At 73.3% G+C, this 16,371-nt stretch carries 11 protein-coding genes; 9 read left to right on the top strand and 2 right to left on the bottom strand.

Translation table 11 applies throughout. The features are described 5' to 3' along the window. Positions 1-16 precede the first annotated feature (16 nt). The gene (gene sthA / locus AB0H64_RS13355; protein WP_357623504.1) at positions 17-1,420 is read left to right on the top strand and encodes a Si-specific NAD(P)(+) transhydrogenase; all 1,404 of its coding nucleotides are present in this window, start codon (positions 17-19) and stop codon (positions 1,418-1,420) included. A gap of 21 nt (positions 1,421-1,441) precedes the next feature. Here sthA and AB0H64_RS13350 read toward each other — a convergent pair whose 3' ends face one another. Continuing rightward, positions 1,442-2,221, bottom strand: coding sequence for a DoxX family membrane protein (locus tag AB0H64_RS13350; protein ID WP_357623502.1), 780 nt, complete (start codon positions 2,219-2,221; stop codon positions 1,442-1,444). A gap of 35 nt (positions 2,222-2,256) precedes the next feature. Continuing rightward, the gene (locus AB0H64_RS13345; RefSeq protein ID WP_357623500.1) at positions 2,257-3,786 is read right to left on the bottom strand and encodes an MFS transporter; all 1,530 of its coding nucleotides are present in this window, start codon (positions 3,784-3,786) and stop codon (positions 2,257-2,259) included. Between the two features lie 450 nt (positions 3,787-4,236). Here AB0H64_RS13345 and AB0H64_RS13340 point away from each other — a divergent pair, with 450 nt between their 5' ends. The 8 genes from AB0H64_RS13340 (at position 4,237) to AB0H64_RS13305 (ending at position 16,365) form a co-directional block, all read left to right on the top strand. Then, entirely contained in the window at positions 4,237-6,006 is a 1,770-nt protein-coding gene (locus AB0H64_RS13340; protein ID WP_357623499.1) for a hypothetical protein, read from the top strand. Between the two features lie 119 nt (positions 6,007-6,125). Next, complete coding sequence (locus AB0H64_RS13335; protein ID WP_357623497.1) at positions 6,126-8,474, top strand: AAA family ATPase; 2,349 nt, start codon at positions 6,126-6,128, stop codon at positions 8,472-8,474. A gap of 119 nt (positions 8,475-8,593) precedes the next feature. Continuing rightward, positions 8,594-9,577, top strand: coding sequence for an ABC transporter permease (locus AB0H64_RS13330; RefSeq protein ID WP_357623495.1), 984 nt, complete (start codon positions 8,594-8,596; stop codon positions 9,575-9,577). After that, entirely contained in the window at positions 9,574-10,494 is a 921-nt protein-coding gene (locus AB0H64_RS13325; RefSeq protein ID WP_357623494.1) for an ABC transporter permease, read from the top strand. The genes AB0H64_RS13330 and AB0H64_RS13325 overlap by 4 nt, the downstream gene beginning before the upstream one ends. Continuing rightward, positions 10,491-12,581, top strand: coding sequence for an ABC transporter ATP-binding protein (locus AB0H64_RS13320; RefSeq protein ID WP_357623492.1), 2,091 nt, complete (start codon positions 10,491-10,493; stop codon positions 12,579-12,581). The genes AB0H64_RS13325 and AB0H64_RS13320 overlap by 4 nt, the downstream gene beginning before the upstream one ends. A 14-nt stretch (positions 12,582-12,595) precedes the next feature. After that, the gene (locus AB0H64_RS13315) at positions 12,596-14,308 is read left to right on the top strand and encodes an ABC transporter family substrate-binding protein (RefSeq protein WP_357623491.1); all 1,713 of its coding nucleotides are present in this window, start codon (positions 12,596-12,598) and stop codon (positions 14,306-14,308) included. A 55-nt stretch (positions 14,309-14,363) separates the two neighbouring features. Then, complete coding sequence (locus tag AB0H64_RS13310; RefSeq protein WP_357623489.1) at positions 14,364-15,500, top strand: winged helix DNA-binding domain-containing protein; 1,137 nt, start codon at positions 14,364-14,366, stop codon at positions 15,498-15,500. A gap of 34 nt (positions 15,501-15,534) precedes the next feature. Then, positions 15,535-16,365 (top strand): PhzF family phenazine biosynthesis protein, encoded by an 831-nt coding sequence (locus AB0H64_RS13305; RefSeq protein ID WP_357623487.1) that lies wholly within the window; start codon positions 15,535-15,537, stop codon positions 16,363-16,365. Positions 16,366-16,371 lie beyond the last annotated feature (6 nt).

Raw genomic sequence — 16,371 nt, 5'->3', positions numbered from 1 at the left:
GAGGGACACTGGAAGCGTGGCCGACTTCGAGGTTGCCGTCATAGGTTCCGGGCCCGGCGGGCAGAAAGCGGCCATCGCCGCCGCGAAGCTCGAGAAGCGGGTCGTCATCGTCGAGCGCCGGAACATGATGGGCGGCGTCTGCATCAACACCGGCACGATCCCGTCCAAGACCCTGCGCGAGGCCGTGCTCTACCTCACGGGCCTCAACCAGCGGGAGATGTACGGCCAGAGCTACCGGGTCAAGGACGACATCACCGTGGGCGACCTGGGCATCCGCACCCAGCACGTCATCGGCCGGGAGATCGACGTGATCCGCAGCCAGCTCTCGCGCAACCACGTCGCCGTGGTGCCCGGGACGGCCAGGTTCGTGGACCCGCACACGCTGGACGTGGTCGACGACTCGAACCGCGACGTCAAGATCACCGCCGACAAGATCATCATCGCGACGGGAACGCGACCGGCCCGCCCCGCGTCGGTCGAGTTCGACGAAGAGACGATCATCGACTCCGACGGCATCCTCAACCTCCAGGCCGTCCCCGACTCGCTCATCGTCGTCGGGGCGGGCGTCATCGGCATCGAGTACGCCTCCATGTTCGCCGCCCTCGGCACCAAGGTCACGGTCGTGGAGCGGCGGGAGCGGATGCTCGACTTCTGCGACCTGGAGATCGTCGAGGCGCTGAAGTACCACCTGCGCGACCTCGCGGTGACGTTCCGGTTCGGCGAGACGGTGGCCGCCGTCGAGCGCCGGGCCAGGGGAGCGCTGGCGCTGCTGGAGAGCGGCAAGAAGATCCCGGCCGAGACCGTCATGTACTCGGCGGGCCGCCAGGGCATGACCGACGGCCTCGGCCTGGAGATGGCCGGCCTGTCGGCCGACGACCGCGGTCGCATCCCGGTGGACGAGCACTACCGCACCACCGTCCCGCACATCTACGCGGTGGGCGACGTCATCGGATTCCCCTCGCTGGCCGCCACATCGATGGAGCAGGGCCGCATCGCCGCCCACCACGCCTGCGCCGAGCCCCTGCACGGCATCCATCACCTCCAGCCGATCGGCATCTACACGATCCCGGAGATCTCCTTCATCGGCCGCACCGAGGACGAGCTGACCACGTCGCAGGTGCCGTTCGAGGTGGGCATCTCCCGCTACCGGGAGCTGGCCCGCGGGCAGATCATCGGCGACACGTACGGCATGCTGAAGCTGCTGGTCTCGCCGGAGGACCGGTCGCTGCTGGGCGTCCACGTGTTCGGCACGGGCGCCACCGAGCTGCTGCACATCGGCCAGGCGGTGATGGGCTGCGGCGGCACGATCGACTACCTGGTGGACGCGGTCTTCAACTACCCGACGCTGGCGGAGTCGTACAAGGTGGCGGCTCTGGACGCCATGAACAAGCTCCGCCGGGTCGCCCGCTTCGAGCTCTGATCACGGCGGCCCGACGGGTGCCTACTCGTCGGGCTGGGTGCGGCGGGTTCGCCCCGGGGGCTTCTTGCGGCCCGCGACCAGGGTGTCGCCCGGCACCGGTGACGAGGCCGGCTCGTCGGCGGGCGCCGCCGTCTCGGCCTGCGGGCGGCGCGGGCGGGGGTGGGGCGCCGTGTCTCCCTGCCCGGCCTTCTCCGTCTCCGTACGGGCCCGCGTACGAGCCGCCGTGCCCGGCCCGGTGCCGGTCTCCGTGCCCGATCCCGCGGCGGTTTCGGTGGAGGATGTCTTCGGCCCGGAGGCGGTGGCGCCGGAAGGGGGGCCGGAAGAAGGGCGGGCCGTGTCGGGGTCGCGCAGGGAGGCGATGACCTGGTCCGCCTCCGTGTCGGCCGCGAACTCGCTGGCCGCGGCCGACTCCCGGCGCCGGATCACCACCATGTGGTCCACCGACACCCGCCCCGCGCCCACGACGGCCAGCAGCAGCGCGGCCACCCCGAGCAGGATGAGCTCGTTCACGGTGATGGGGTTGAGCGGCGGCGCGACCAGGAACACGGCCAGCGCCTCGGCGAACAGCACCAGCCCCGTCAGCGCCACCAGCAGCCCGGCGATGAGCAGCGCGCCGCCGATCAGCTCGGCGAGCATGGTGACCGTGGCCCAGGCCCGTGGCGCGGGCGCGCCCTGCTGGGCGAACAGGAGGCCGGTGCTCTTCAGGCCGTCCTCCAGCTTGTGCCAGCCGTTGGCGAAGAAGATGCCGCCGACGCCTAAGCGGGCGACCAGGGCGGCGACGTCATGGAAGGCCTGTCTCACGGTAGATCTCTGCCCGGAGGGGGACATCGCACACCTCAATCACGGCGCAGCAGCGTGGCCACGGCGAGGGCGGTCAGGCTGAGCAGGACGATGCTCACCACGACCGTGGTGTGCAGGGCGTTGACGAAGGCCCACCGCGCGGCGGTGAGCAGCGCGTCGCCCGCGCTGCCGCCGATCTCCTGGGCCACGTGGGCGGCGCCGGCCAGGGACTGCCGGGCCTGGTCCATGGCCGCGCCGGGCACACCGGGCACGGGCGGGAGGCTGGGCGCGTACGCCATGGTGGTGATCGTGCCGAGGACGGCCACGCCGAGTCCGGCGCCCAGCTCGTAGGCGGTCTCCTCGATGGCGGCGGCCCCGCCCGCCCGCGACTCCGGGACCGACGACATGATCGTGTCGGAGGCGGCCAGCAGCGCGACCTGGACGCCGAACCCGATGCCGACGAAGCACACCCCGAGCATGACGGGATGACTCTCGACGCCCCAGTTCAGCGTGGGGGTGAGGGAGAGCGCGACGAGGCCGAGGCCGCCGCTCATGGTGGCGCGCATGCCGGCGCGCGGCAGGATGTGGGCCGCGGCGAGCCCGCCGGCGATGGCCGACAGCACCAGCGGCAGCATCCGGATCGCCGCCTGCGGCGGCCGGTCGCCGAGGACGAGCTGGAGGTACTGGGCCAGCATGAGCTGGAGCCCCACGAGCGCGAACACGCCCAGCAGCACCCCGGCCACGCCGGTGGTGAACGCCCGGCTCCGGAACAGGCCGATCTCCAGCAGCGGCGCCGTCAGCCGCGACTGCCGCCTGACGAACCACACCAGCAGCGTCACCCCCGCCAGGAACACGGCGACGGACGCCCCGAACGGCATGAGGCTGCCCGATCCCGCCTCCTTCAGGCCGAAGGCGAGCGCCAGGATGCCCAGCACCGACAGCACGGCGCTCAGCCCGTCCCAGGGCCTGCCGTCGTCGCGGCGCGAGTCGGGCAGCAGCCGGGCGGCGGCGGGCAGCAGCACCAGCAGGATCGGCACGTTGACGAGGAAGACGGCGCCCCACCAGACGCTGACGAGCAGGCCGCTGATCAGCGGGCCGACGGCCGCGCCCGCCGCGGCGACCGCGCTCCAGACGCCGAGGGCGATGGCCCGCTCGCGGCGGTCGGTGAAGACCTGGCGGATCAGCGACAGCGTGGCCGGCATGATCATGGCGCCGCCGACGCCGAGCAGCGCCCGCGCGAGGATGAGGAAGAGGGGAGTGGGGGAGAAGGCCGCGGCGGCCGAGGCCACCCCGAACAGCACGAACCCACCCAGGACCAGCCGTTTACGGCCGTAGCGGTCGCCGAGCGTGCCGAACATGATCAGCAGCGGCGCGACCACCAGCGAGTAGACGTCGATGATCCACAGGAGCTGGACGGCCGACGGCTCCAGCGCCGCGGTCAGCGCCGGGACGGCGATGTGCAGGACCGTGGCGTCGACGGTGATCAGGAGCAGGCTCAGGCAGAGCAGCAGGAGGATCGACCAGCGGTTGTCGGGGTGTCGCCGGGCCCCACGCCGTACGAGGGGGGCGGCCTGTGTGACGGTCATGGACCTCCTTGCCGGCCGATCCGATCACACCGGGCCCGCGCATGACTGTGGTCGCCGTGGATGCGGGGCTCGCTGCGTCGGAAACGTGGTTGACGCTGCCTCCGGGCTCCTCCGCTCCAGCTTGCGTGGCAGCTTAGGCCATGGCATGCGCTTGGTATAGCGGTATCCGCGCATCGAAGGCCCTCACGCGTACCTCTCTAGAGAGATACAGCCCTATGTCGTCACCTGTTCAACTTTCATCGAACAGCCGACCATGAGCTGGTGGGGACGGACGGAAATCATAGCAAGAACCGTGAAAAAACCGACAAATCCCCACGAGATTGGTGCACCGAAGCTGTCGCCCGCCTCCACGCCGGCCGCCCCGAGGAGGCCCTGAACGCCGCCCGCGAGGCCGCCGCGCGCGACGACCACGGAGAGGCCGCCGCAACGGGGGAGTGGGCGCACCGCCTGATGAGCCTGGCCCTGGAACGGCTGGGCCGGGACGCCGACGCCCTTCCGCCGGCGCGCGAGGCGGTCCGGCTGGCGCCGGGCTCCTGGTCGGCCCGGGTACGCCTGGCCACGGCGCTGGCCCGCCTGCCCGGCCACGCGGACGAGGCCGCCGGCCAGGCGGGGCTGGCCCGCGCGTTCGCCCCCGAGGAGCCCGCGCCGCACGCCCTCGAAGGGGACCTCGCCCTGCTGCGCGGCGACCACGCCCACGCCGAGACCGCCTACCGCACCGCCCTCGCCACCGACCCGAGACTCACCCCCGGCCACCCACCCGCCCCGGATCCCGTGCACTCGCCCGCCGCGCATCCACCCGCCTCCGGTCCCGCGCGCCCACCCGCCCTCGGCCTGTCTCCCAGCTCCACAGGTCACCAGGTCGCGGGCCCGGTGGCCGGGGAGTGGCCAGGGGATGCGGTCCGGGCGCGGGCGCGGGTGAATCTGGGGCTGGCGTTGCTGCGGTGGGACCGCCCCCGGGCCCACCACGACCCCGCCTGGCCGGTGGACCCGCGTGAGACCGGCCGGGCGAGACGGGCGCTGGAGGTGTGGTCGCGACAGGCCCGGCTGCTGGCGGCGCTGGCCACGATCGGCGTCGCCGCGACCGCGCAGGCCGCCGACCTCGCCCTCCAGGCCAAGCTGGGCGGCCTGGTCGCGCTGGTGCTGCTGGCCGCTCTCACGGTCCGGCAGGCGCGCCGCATCCGGGTGTGGCCGCGCGTGCCCGCCATGATGGGGCGCGACCCGTGGCTCGGCACGGAGGTGGTGTCGGCGGCCGTGTCGGTGGCCGCGTACGCCGCCTGGCTGGGCCTGACCGCGGCCCCCGGCGTGCCGCCGTGGCTGGACCCGGTGTGGGCCGGGCTCGCGGCCATCGCGGTGCTCGGCTGGCCCGCGCACGCCGCCCTGCGCGCCCTGGCCGGGACGTGGCGCGGTCACCCCGTCCGGGCGCTGGAGCAGTTCACCGCCGTGGACGGCGAGCGGACCGCGCGCAGGAACACCGGGGTGACGCTGTGGATCCTGCTCGGCCGCACCTGGTCTGTCCTGGTGCCACTGGCGTGCGGGGCGCTGGCCGTGGAGCCCAGGGCCGCGCTGGCCGCCGTGGCCGTGCCGTACCCGCTGCTGCGCTGCTACCGGCGCGCCCGCCACGGCGGCGAGGACGGGTGGCTGCGCGCGGCGGTCGTCCTGCTCGTCCTCGCGGCGGCCGGATGCGCGGCCGGCGCCCTGCTGGACTGGACGGCACAGGGCGGGACGGGACCCGCGTCGGGCGACGGGGCCGCGTGGGCGTGGCGTGCGGGCATGGCGGCGCTCGGGCTGGTGGCGGTCGTGTTCGCGGTGCGGGCCGGGCGCGCGTGGTGGCGCGGCGGGCCGGGCCCCTGGCGCTCCTCGCTCCTCATGTGCGACCTGCCCGCCGGTGACGAGCCGTCCGTGCCGCTCGGCCAGGAGGCGCGCCAGGCCCTCGCGTACGCCAGGAACGTCGTCCTGTCCTTCGCCGACCCGCTCGGCCCGCGGACGGTCGGCGCGGCCGCCTCGATCGGCCCCGCCGGAGAGCTGCGGCTGGTCGCCGAGGCCGGTGCCGGGGAGGCGGTGGAGGCGGACCCGCGGGTGGCGGTGTTCGCGGCCGGCCCGTCGCCGCGCCGCCGGTGGGTGGAGGTGCGCGGCGTCGCCGTGGCCGGCCCGGGCCTCCTGCGCGTCACGCCCAAGCAGGTGCTGACCGGAGAGTTCCCGGGAAGACACCAGCGCGGCTGACGGGAGCGTCCCGGGGAAAGTCCCATAAGTCCCCCGAACGTCAGGCGTCACCTGGCGTGTCAGGTCCGCCCAATCGTCCGTCTGGTGCGGTATAACCGGGGGCGGACCGGGGAGGCGTGATGCGTGAGTCCGGCAGGGCCCAGGCCGCGGGGCGGGTCGCGGCGCGGGATCTGTTCGAGCGGGTGCGCCTGCGTTATTTCCATCTTCCCCCGGCCGTCCGCCGGGTGATGTACGCCTCGGTGCTGATCGGCTCCGTCGGCCTGGGCGCGGCCCTCGGCTGGGACCTCGCGCAGACGTTCCTCGTCACGCTTGCCCTGCTGGCCTTCGCCGCGCTCACCCTGCGCTTCCCGCGCGCCGCGGCCACCGCCGTGGTGGTGGCGGCCTGGGCCGTGCTGATGCCGGTGTTCGTGCTGCTGTTCCCGGTCGGCTCGCCCGCGCCGACGCTGCTGCTGGTGCTGGCCGTGCCGGTCGCCGCCGTCGCGCACCTGATCCGCTGGGTGCCGCCGTGGCTGACCGCCCTGCTGGCGCTGCTGCCCGCGGGCCTGCTCTCGGCGGCCCTCTCCCTGGTCTCCGACGCCACCGCCGTCTGGGTCGCGTACGGCGTGGCCGCCGCGGCGCTGCTCTACCGCTTCCTGCTGGCCCGCCGCGCCAAGGCCGAGATGACGGTCCAGGAGCAGGAGCAGCTGCGCGTACGGGTCCGCGAGGGCAGGCCGGAGTCGCAGCACGACCGGGGCGCCGGGCCGCCCAGCATCTCGGTCGAGGACGCGCTGGGCGAGCTGGAGAGCATGATCGGGCTCTCCCCGGTCAAGGAGCAGGTGCGCTCCATCGCGGCCTCGATCGAGGCGTCCCGGCTGCGGGCCGAGGCCGGCTACACGGCCGGCCGGCCGACCCGCCACTTCGTCTTCTCCGGGCCGCCGGGCACCGGCAAGACGAGCGTGGCCCGCACCCTGGCGAAGATCTTCTACGCGTTCGGCCTGCTGGACACCCCGTACGTGGTGGAGGCGCAGCGCGCCGACCTGGTCGGGGAGTTCCTCGGCGCGACCGCGATCAAGACGAACGAGCTGGTCGACCGGGCTCTCGGCGGTGTCCTGTTCATCGACGAGGCGTACAGCCTGGTCAACTCCTCCGACGGGCAGCCCGACCGGTTCGGCGCCGAGGCCGTGCAGACCCTGCTCAAGCGGGCCGAGGACGACCGCGACCGGCTGATCATCATCCTGGCCGGCTACGAGCAGGAGATGGCCGGCTTCCTGGCCTCCAACCCGGGCCTGGCCAGCCGTTTCGCCACCCGGGTGCGCTTCCCCGGCTACTCTCCCGCCGAGCTGGCCGAGATCACCGAGCTGCTCCAGCGGCGCCGGGGCGACACGATGTCCGGCGAGACCAGGGCCGCGCTGCTCGGCCTGTTCGAGGACGTGCAGCGGCGCGGGCTGGTGGACGAGCTGGGCAACGCCCGCTTCGCGCGCAGTCTGGTGGAGGCGGCCGCGCAGGCCCGCGACGTGCGGGTGGTGGGCGCGGGCGGCACCCCGACCACCGAGGACCTGGTGACCACCACCACGCCCGATGTGACCAAGGCGTTCAACGAGCTGACCGCCCGCTTCCGCGGCCACGAGGCCACGCCGACGCTGGAGGAGGCGCTCGGCGACCTCGACCGGATGGCCGGGCTGGCGCCGGTCAAGCGGCAGGTCCACGCCATCGCCGCGCAGCTCCAGGTGGCGCGGATGCGGCAGGAGCGCGGCCTGCCCACGCCGGCGCAGACGCGGCACTTCGTTTTCGTCGGGCCGCCCGGCACCGGCAAGACGACGGTGGCGCGGGTCCTCGGACGGGTGTTCGCCGCGCTGGGGCTGCTCGCCCGGCCCGACGTGGTGGAGGCGCAGCGGGCCGACCTCGTGGGCCAGCACCTCGGCGCGACCGCGATCAAGACCAACGAGCTGGTCGACCGGGCCCTCGGCGGCGTGCTGTTCATCGACGAGGCGTACAGCCTGGTCAACCCCGGCTACTCCGGCGGCGACGCGTTCGGCGCCGAGGCCGTGCAGACCCTGCTCAAGCGCGCCGAGGACGACCGCGACCGGCTCGTCATCGTGCTGGCCGGCTACGAGCGCGAGATGGACGCCCTCCTCGCCACCAACCCGGGCCTGGCCAGCCGCTTCGGCCACCGCGTCGCCTTCCCCAGCTACGCGCCGTCCGAGCTGTCGGAGATCGCGGTGCTGCTGGCGGAGAAGTCCGGCGACCGCTTCGACGAGGCCGCGCTGCGCGACCTCGACGAGGTCTTCGCCTGGGTGTGCGAGGAGCGGCTGATCGACGGGCTCGGCAACGGCCGCTTCGCCCGGTCGCTGTTCGAGCGGGCGGCCATGCGCCGCGACGTGCGGCTGGCCGCACTGGCCTCCCAGGGCGGCTCCGCCACCTCCGCCGAGCTGACCACCATCACCAGCGAGGACGTGCGCACCGCCGTCGACGAGCTCTCCGGCCGCTGAACTCCGGTCGTCGAACCCCCGTCGTCGAACTCTCCGGTCGTTCACCCGACACGTCCTGGCACCCTCCCCGTCGCATGGTGTAGCTATATGACTACGCATCGTGCGCTGGAGGGGGGAGGATGGCGGGATTCCTGGCCCGCAGGCTGCTCAACTATCTCGTGCTCGTCGCCGTCGCCGCGAGCCTGGCGTACATGCTGGCCGCCACCGCCCTCGACCCGCGCTCCAACTACGCCGACCGCACCCCCAAGCCGCCCCCGGCCGTGGTCGACGCCCAGCTGACCGCGCTCAACCTCAACGACCGGACCCCGCTGCTCCAGCGCTACGCCACCTGGGCGAGTGGGGTGCTGCACGGCGACTTCGGCAAGAGCGTCACCGGGTCGCCGGTCAACGACGACATCGGCCGGCGGGCCGGCGTCACGTTCCGCCTCGTGATGCTCGGGCTGATCTTCGGCAGCGTCGGCGGGGTGCTGCTCGGCGCCCTGGCCGCGGTCCGGCAGTACGGGTGGTTCGACCGCGCGTCGGCGGCCCTGTCGTTCGCGGTGCTCGCGGTGCCCGTCGTCGTGCTGGCCAACATGCTCATCCTGCTCGGCACCTGGGTCAACGACCGGCTCGGCACCCAGGTCTTCCTGGTCAGCGGCGAGTACAGCGGCGACCTCGACACCGGCTTCTGGGGCAACGTGCTCGACCGGATCCAGCACCTCATCCTGCCGACGATCTCGCTGTCGCTGGCGCTGGTCGCCGTCTTCAGCCGCTACCAGCGCAACATGATGCTCGACGTGCTCGGCGCCGACTTCGTCCGCACCGCCCGGGCCAAGGGCCTGAGCAGGCGGGCCGCCCTGACCCGCCACGCGCTGCGCACCGCGCTGGTGCCGGTCATGACCTACTTCGCGTTCACGTTCGGCGCGCTGCTGACCGGCGCCACGTTCACCGAGAAGATCTTCGGCTGGCACGGGCTCGGGGAGCAGCTCATCAACTCCATCTTCACCAACGACGTCAACACCGTGGCGGCCATCGCGTTCCTCGCCGCCGTGGCGGTGCTCTGCGCCTCGCTGGCCGCCGACCTGCTGCACGCCGCGCTCGACCCGCGGGTGAGAACCGGATGACGCTCCCGGAGGAGGAGCTGGCCGAGGAGCTGACACCCGGCCTCCCCGGCGGCGGGCCGCGCCGGGCGCCGTCCAGGGGCCGGGTCGTCGTCCGGCAGTTCCTGGGCTCCCGGCAGGGCACGGCCGGCCTGGCGGTCCTCGTGGTCCTGTTCCTCCTGGCGTTCGCCGGGCCGCCGCTCAGCCCGTGGTCCTACACCGACCGCGACTTCACCGCGTTCCTCCAGCCGCCGTCGGCCCGCCACTGGTTCGGCACCCTGCAGACCGGCGCCGACGTCTACGCGGTGACGCTGCGCGGCATGCAGAAGTCGCTCGTCGTGGGCCTGCTCGCCGCGCTGGTCTCCACCGCGCTGGCCGCGCTCGTCGGGGCGTTCGCCGGTTACTTCTCCGGCTGGGGCGACCGGACGCTGACCTGGCTGACCAACCTGCTGCTCGTGCTGCCCGCGTTCCTCATCCTGGCGATTATGTCGCCGCTGTTCGGTGAGGGGACATGGGTGTTGTTCGTGCTCATGCTGGCGCTGTTCCTCTGGATGGTCACATCCAAGATCATTCGCGGCATGACGATCTCGCTGAAGCGGCGGGAGTACATCCAGGCCGCCCGGTTCATGGGCGTGCGCCCGGTGACGATCATCTTCCGGCACGTGCTGCCCAACCTGTCGTCGCTGCTCATCGTGGACGCCACCCTCAACGTCAGCGCGGCCATCCTCACCGAGACCTCGCTGTCGTACTTCGGCTTCGGCATCCAGCCGCCCGACGTGTCGTTCGGCACGCTCATCGCCGACGGCTCCAAGACCGCCGTGTACGCGCCGTGGACGTTCTGGTTCGTGGCCGGGCTGCTCGTCGTCACCGTGCTGGCGGTCAACCTCGTCGGCGACGCCCTGCGGGACGCCTTCGACCCCACCTCCACGAGGCCGCGATGACACCCGCCACCACGCCCCTTCTGCGGGTCCGCGAGCTCGACGTCTCCTTCGGCGGCGTGCCGGCCGTGCGCGGCGTGTCCTTCGAGGTACGGCCCGGCGAGGTCCTCGGCGTCGTCGGCGAGTCCGGGTCCGGCAAGTCGGTCACCGCCTCGGCCGTCATGGGGCTGCTGCCGCCCTCCGCCCGGGTCTCCGGCTCGGTGCTGCTGCACGGCAGGGAGCTGATCGGCGCCCGCGACAAGGACCTGAACGGCCTGCGCGGACGGACCATGTCGATGGTCTTCCAGGACCCGCTGTCCGCCCTCACCCCCGTCTACCGGGTCGGCGACCAGATCGCCGAGGCCGTGCGCGTCCACCAGCGGGTCACCAAGGAGCAGGCCCTGGTCAAGGCCGTGTCCCTGCTCGACCTCGTCGGCATACCCAACCCCGCCGAGCGGGCGCTGGCCTTCCCCCACGAGTTCTCCGGCGGCATGCGGCAGCGCGCGATGATCGCGATGGCCATCGCCAACGACCCCGACCTCATCATCTGCGACGAGCCGACGACCGCGCTCGACGTCACCATCCAGGCGCAGGTGCTGGAGGTGCTGAAGAAGGCCCGTGACGAGACGGGCGCCGCCATCATCATGATCACCCATGACATGGGGGTGGTGGCCGGGTTCGCCGACCGGGTGCTCGTCATGTACGCGGGCCGGCCGGTCGAGGTGGGCGGCGTGGACGACGTCTACTACCGGCCCGGCATGCCGTACACGGTGGGGCTGCTCAGGTCGATCCCGCGGGTGGACCGGGGCGCGCGGCGGGCGCTGGAGCCCATCGAGGGCGGCCCGCCCTCGCCCGCGGCGCTGCCGCCGGGCTGCCCGTTCGCGCCGCGCTGCCCGCTGCGGATCGCCGACTGCGACGAGGCCGAGCCGCCGCTGTTCGAGATCGGCCCAGGCCATCTGGCCGCCTGCATCCGGTGGGAGGAGGTGGTCCCGGCCCCTGCCGAGGCGCCGCCCGGCCGCGAGCCGGAGCCGGCGACCGCGCCCGCGGCCGTCCCGCGCGGTGAACCGGTGCTGCGGGTGGAGGGCCTGGTCAAGGACTATCCGCTGATGCGCGGCGCCGTGTTCAAGCGCCGCGTCGGCACCGTGCACGCCGTGGCCGGGGTCGATTTCGAGATCCGCGAGGGCGAGACGCTCGGCCTGGTCGGCGAGTCGGGCTGCGGCAAGACGACGACCCTGCTGGAGATCCTGGAGCTGGCCAAGCCACAGGAGGGACGGATCGTCGTGTTCGGCCACGACACCGCCCGGCTCGGCGCGGCCGAGCGGATGGCGGTCCGGCGCGACATGCAGGTCGTCTTCCAGGACCCGCTGGCCTCGCTCGACCCCCGCATGACCGTCCACGACATCGTCGCCGAGCCGCTGCGCACGCACGGCGGCACGGAGCCGCGAGGGAGCGCCGGCCGGCGCGTCGCGGAGCTGCTCGCGCTCGTCGGCCTGGCGCCCGAGCACGCCGAGCGTTACCCGCAGGACTTCTCCGGCGGCCAGCGGCAGCGCATCGGCATCGCCCGCGCCCTCGCGCTGGAGCCCCGGCTGCTGGTCCTCGACGAGCCGGTCTCGGCGCTGGACGTGTCCATCCAGGCCGGAGTGATCAACCTGCTCGCCGAGCTGAAGGCCAGGCTCGGCCTGTCCTACCTGTTCGTGGCGCACGACCTGGCCGTGGTCCGGCACATCGCCGACCGGGTCGCCGTCATGTACCTCGGCCGCATCGCCGAGATCGGCTCCGTCGACGCCGTCTACGACGCCCCCGCCCACCCGTACACCCAGGCGCTGCTGTCCGCCATCCCGCTGCCCGACCCCGTCCGCGAGCGCTCGCGCAGGCGGATCCTCCTCGAAGGTGACCTCCCCAGCCCGGCCGATCCGCCGTCGGGCTGCCGCTTCCGCACCCGGTGCCCGAAGTTCCGCGCGGTGCTGACCGAGACCGAGCGCACGCTCTGCGTCGAGGTGGAGCCCGACGTGCTTCCCGTGGACACGCCGCCCGGCGACCTGCCCATGAGTACGCCGGCCGGCGACCAGGGCGCGGCCTGCCATTACGCGGAGAAGCTCGAAGTCGTCTAACCCAGGAGAACCCGATGAAGGCACCACGCCCGGCCAGAGTCGTCCGGACCGCCGTCGCCCTGACCCTTGCCCTGTCCGTGCCGCTGACGCTGTCCGGCTGCGGCGGCGGACAGGGCTCCGGAGGCGGCCCCGGCGACGAGACCGCCCAGGCCGTCAAGGCGTACGACATCAACCCGCAGCCGCGCGAGAAGGTCAAGGACGGCGGCACGCTGCGCTGGGGCGTCAACGAGTTCCCCGCGCAGTGGAACCGCAACCACGTCGACGGCAACCTCGCCGTGGCCGCCGTGATCAGCAACGCCCTGCTGCCCGCGCCGTTCCTGTCGGACCAGAAGGCGGCGATCAGCCCCAACCCCGACTACGTGCTCGACGCCAAGATCACCTCCCGTGATCCCCGGCAGGTGGTCACCTACCGGCTCAACCCGAAGGCCCGCTGGTCCGACGGCAAGCCCATCACGTGGGCCGACTACGAGGCCCAGTGGCAGGCGCTCAACGGCAAGGACCCGCGCTACCGCATCGTCAGCTCCACCGGCTACCAGGACATCCAGAAGGTCGCCCGGGGCAGGGACGACCACGAGGTGGTGGTGACCTTCGCCCGGCCGTTCGGCGACTGGCAGTCGCTGTTCGGGCCGCTGCTGCCCGCCTCGGCCAACCGCACGCCCGACGCGTTCAACAACGCGTGGCTGAACAAGATCCCGGTGACCGCGGGGCCGTTCCGGCTCAAGGGCTTCGACCAGACCGCCAAGACCATCACGCTGGTCCGCGACGACCACTGGTGGGGGCAGCCGGCCAAGCTCGACCAGATCATCTACCGCGCCTCCGAGCAGGACTCCCTGATCGGCGCGTTCGGCAACGGCGAGCTCGACGTCGCCGACATCGGTCCCTCCGCGCCCGACTACGCCCGCGCCCGCACCACCCGCGACGCGCAGGTGCGCCAGGCGGCCGGCCCCGACTTCCGGCACATCACCTTCAACGGCTCCAGCGACCTGCTGCGCGACCAGCGGGTCCGCCAGGCCGTCCAGCTCGGCGTCAACCGCCAGGCCATCGCCCAGTCCGACCTGCAGGGCCTCGACTGGCCGATCGCGACGCTCGACAACCACTTCTTCATGAACACCCAGGAGGGCTACCAGGACAACGCCGGTCCGCTCGGCGCCTACAACCCGGCACGCGCCAGGCAGCTCCTCGACGAGGCCGGATGGAAGCAGTCCGGCGCCGTCCGGCAGAAGGACGGCAGGCCGCTGGCGCTGCGCTTCGTCGTGCCCTCCGGCGTGCAGGTGAGCAAGTCCGAGGCGGAGCTGACGCAGAGCATGCTGAGCCAGATCGGGGTGCAGGTCTCGATCCAGGCCGTCCCCGGCGACGACTTCTTCACCAAGTACGTCATCCCCGGCAACTTCGACCTGACCGCCTTCGCCTACATCGGCACCCCGTTCCCGGTGTCGAGCAGCTACGGGATCTACGCGAACGCGCCGGACGGCAAGACGTGGAACGCCAACTTCGGCCGGACCGGGTCGAAGGCCATCGACGACGCCATGAACAAGGCCGGCCAGAGCCTGGACCCGGCCCGCGCCCGGGCCGCCACCAACGAGGCCGACCGGCTCATCTGGGAGGAGGTCAACGTGCTGCCGCTCTACCAGCGCCCGCAGAACGTCGCCGTGCGCGCCGACCTGGCCAACGTGGGCGCCCGCGGCTTCTACGACCTGCGCTACCAGGACATCGGCTTCACCCCATGACCCGGCCCGGCCGAGGCGACGCGGAACTGTCGGCGGCGTCCGGTAGAACGGTCCGGTGGCGACTTCGCTGACCTGGCCCCAGATCCTCGCCTGGCGTCTGCGCCGGCAGTTCGTCGGCGGCCCCCACCCCGGGGCCGAGCCGGACGTCGTGGCGGTCGCCCGGCGGCTGTGCGGGGTGCAGGCGCAGGTGGCCTCGTCGGCGCGGCTGGCCGTGGCCGTCAGGAGCGCCCGCCCCGACCCGGCCGAGCCGGACCGGGCGCTCTGGGAGGACCGCACCCTGGCCAAGGCGTGGGTCATGCGCGGCACCCTGCACCTGGTGCCCTCCGACACGCTGCCCGACCTGTGCTCGGCGCTCGGCACGCTGCGCTTCTGGGAGAAGGGGTCCTGGCAGCGCGGCCACGGCGTCACCGCGGCCGAGATCGAGGCCGTCATCGACGCCGTGCCGCGGGCGCTGGGGGACAAGCCGCTGACCCGCGAGGAGCTGGTCGACGCCGTCGTCGAGGTGACCGGCGACGACCACCTCAGACAGGCGCTGACCTCCGGGTGGGGCGCCCTGCTCAAGCCGCTCAGCCGCCTCGGCGAGCTCTGCTACGGGCCGCCGCGCGGGGGCAGGGTCACCTTCGCCGCCCCGAGCCGCTGGCTGCCCGGCTGGCCCGCGGAGCCGCCGCCCCAGGAGGAGGCCGGGGTGCGGGTGGCGCGGGCGTTCCTCGGGGCGCACGGGCCGGCGACGCCGGAGATGTTCGACAAGTGGCTGTTCGGCGGGGTGGCGCGCAAGGCGGTGCTCAAGGCGTGGTTCCGCGACCTCGCGCCCGAGCTCACCGAGGTGGACGCCGGTGACGGCCGCACGCTGCTCGCGCTGACCGAGCACCTCGACGGGCTGGCCGCCACCCGGCCGTCGGAGGAGGTCCACCTGCTGCCGGGCTTCGACCCGTACATCCTGGGCGCGCCCCGCGACCTGGAGCCGCTGATCCCGGCCGCCGTCAAGGCGAAGGTCAGCCGCCAGGCGGGCTGGATCTCACCCGTCGTCCTGTACGGCGGGCGGGTGGCCGGCGTGTGGCGGCCGGAGCGCGGCCGGGCCGTGGTGGAGCTGTTCGAGCCGGTCCCCGGGCCCGCCCTGGACCAGGCCGTCGCCCTCGTGGAGTCCCGCCTGGCCGCGGTCCCGGCCGAGACGGGCGAGGAGGCGGAGGCCTGACCGCCCGAGGGGACGCGTCTGCGAGACTTGCGGCATGCAGCGTCCCTTCACTCAGGTCGATGTGTTCACGTCCGTTCCGTACCGGGGCAACCCCCTCGCCGTCGTCCTCGACGGAAAGGGGCTGACCACGGAGGAGATGCAGCGCTTCGCGCACTGGACGAACCTGTCGGAGACCACGTTCGTGCTGCCGCCTGATGACCCGGCCGCCGACTACCAGGTCCGGATCTTCACCACGACGTCCGAGCTGCCCTTCGCCGGCCACCCCACGCTCGGCACGTGCCACGCCTGGCTCGCGGCCGGAGGCACGCCCAAGGCCGCCGGGGAGATCGTGCAGGAGTGCGGCGCCGGGCTGGTCCGGGTGCGCAGGACGGAGGACGGGCTGGCGTTCTCCGCGCCGCCGCTGATCCGGTCCGGGCCCGTGGAGGAGGAGTTCGCCGCGCACGTGGCGGCCCTGCTGCGCGTCGACCGGAGCGAGATCGTCGACATCGAGTGGGCCGACAACGGCCCCGGCTGGGTGGCCGTGCTGCTGCGCGACGCAGACGCCGTGCTCGCGGTGGAGCCGGGGCTGGTGGACTGCTTCATCGGCGTGGTCGGCCCGCACCCGGAGGGCGCGCCGTACGCGTTCGAGGTGCGGGCGTTCTGCCCGTTCGAGGGCGGCACCGTCGAGGACCCGGTGACGGGCAGCCTCAACGCCTCGGTGGCCCAGTGGTTGCTGCGCACCGGCCGGGCGAGCGCGCCGTACGTGGCCGCCCAGGGCACGCGGCTCGGCCGCTCGGGGCGGGTGCGCGTCACCACCGGCGACGACGGCGGCGTCTGGGTGGGCGGCTCCACCGTCACGTGCGTCACCGGCCAGGTGGAGCTCTGACCTGTG

Origin of the sequence: Nonomuraea sp. NPDC050733 (assembly GCF_040654215.1) — a bacterium.
Taxonomy (GTDB): Bacteria; Actinomycetota; Actinomycetes; order Streptosporangiales; family Streptosporangiaceae; genus Nonomuraea.
This window is presented reverse-complemented; position numbering and strand designations above follow the sequence as displayed.

Excerpts from the sequence above, each read along its gene's own strand:
- AB0H64_RS13345 (WP_357623500.1), bottom strand. The coding sequence starts at position 3,786 with ATGACCGTCACACAGGCCGCCCCCCTCGTACGGCGTGGGGCCCGGCGA.
- AB0H64_RS13340 (WP_357623499.1), top strand. The coding sequence starts at position 4,237 with ATGAGCCTGGCCCTGGAACGGCTGGGCCGGGACGCCGACGCCCTTCCG.
- AB0H64_RS13335 (WP_357623497.1), top strand. The coding sequence starts at position 6,126 with ATGCGTGAGTCCGGCAGGGCCCAGGCCGCGGGGCGGGTCGCGGCGCGG.
- AB0H64_RS13330 (WP_357623495.1), top strand. The coding sequence starts at position 8,594 with ATGGCGGGATTCCTGGCCCGCAGGCTGCTCAACTATCTCGTGCTCGTC.
- AB0H64_RS13325 (WP_357623494.1), top strand. The coding sequence starts at position 9,574 with ATGACGCTCCCGGAGGAGGAGCTGGCCGAGGAGCTGACACCCGGCCTC.
- AB0H64_RS13320 (WP_357623492.1), top strand. The coding sequence starts at position 10,491 with ATGACACCCGCCACCACGCCCCTTCTGCGGGTCCGCGAGCTCGACGTC.
- AB0H64_RS13315 (WP_357623491.1), top strand. The coding sequence starts at position 12,596 with ATGAAGGCACCACGCCCGGCCAGAGTCGTCCGGACCGCCGTCGCCCTG.
- AB0H64_RS13305 (WP_357623487.1), top strand. The coding sequence starts at position 15,535 with ATGCAGCGTCCCTTCACTCAGGTCGATGTGTTCACGTCCGTTCCGTAC.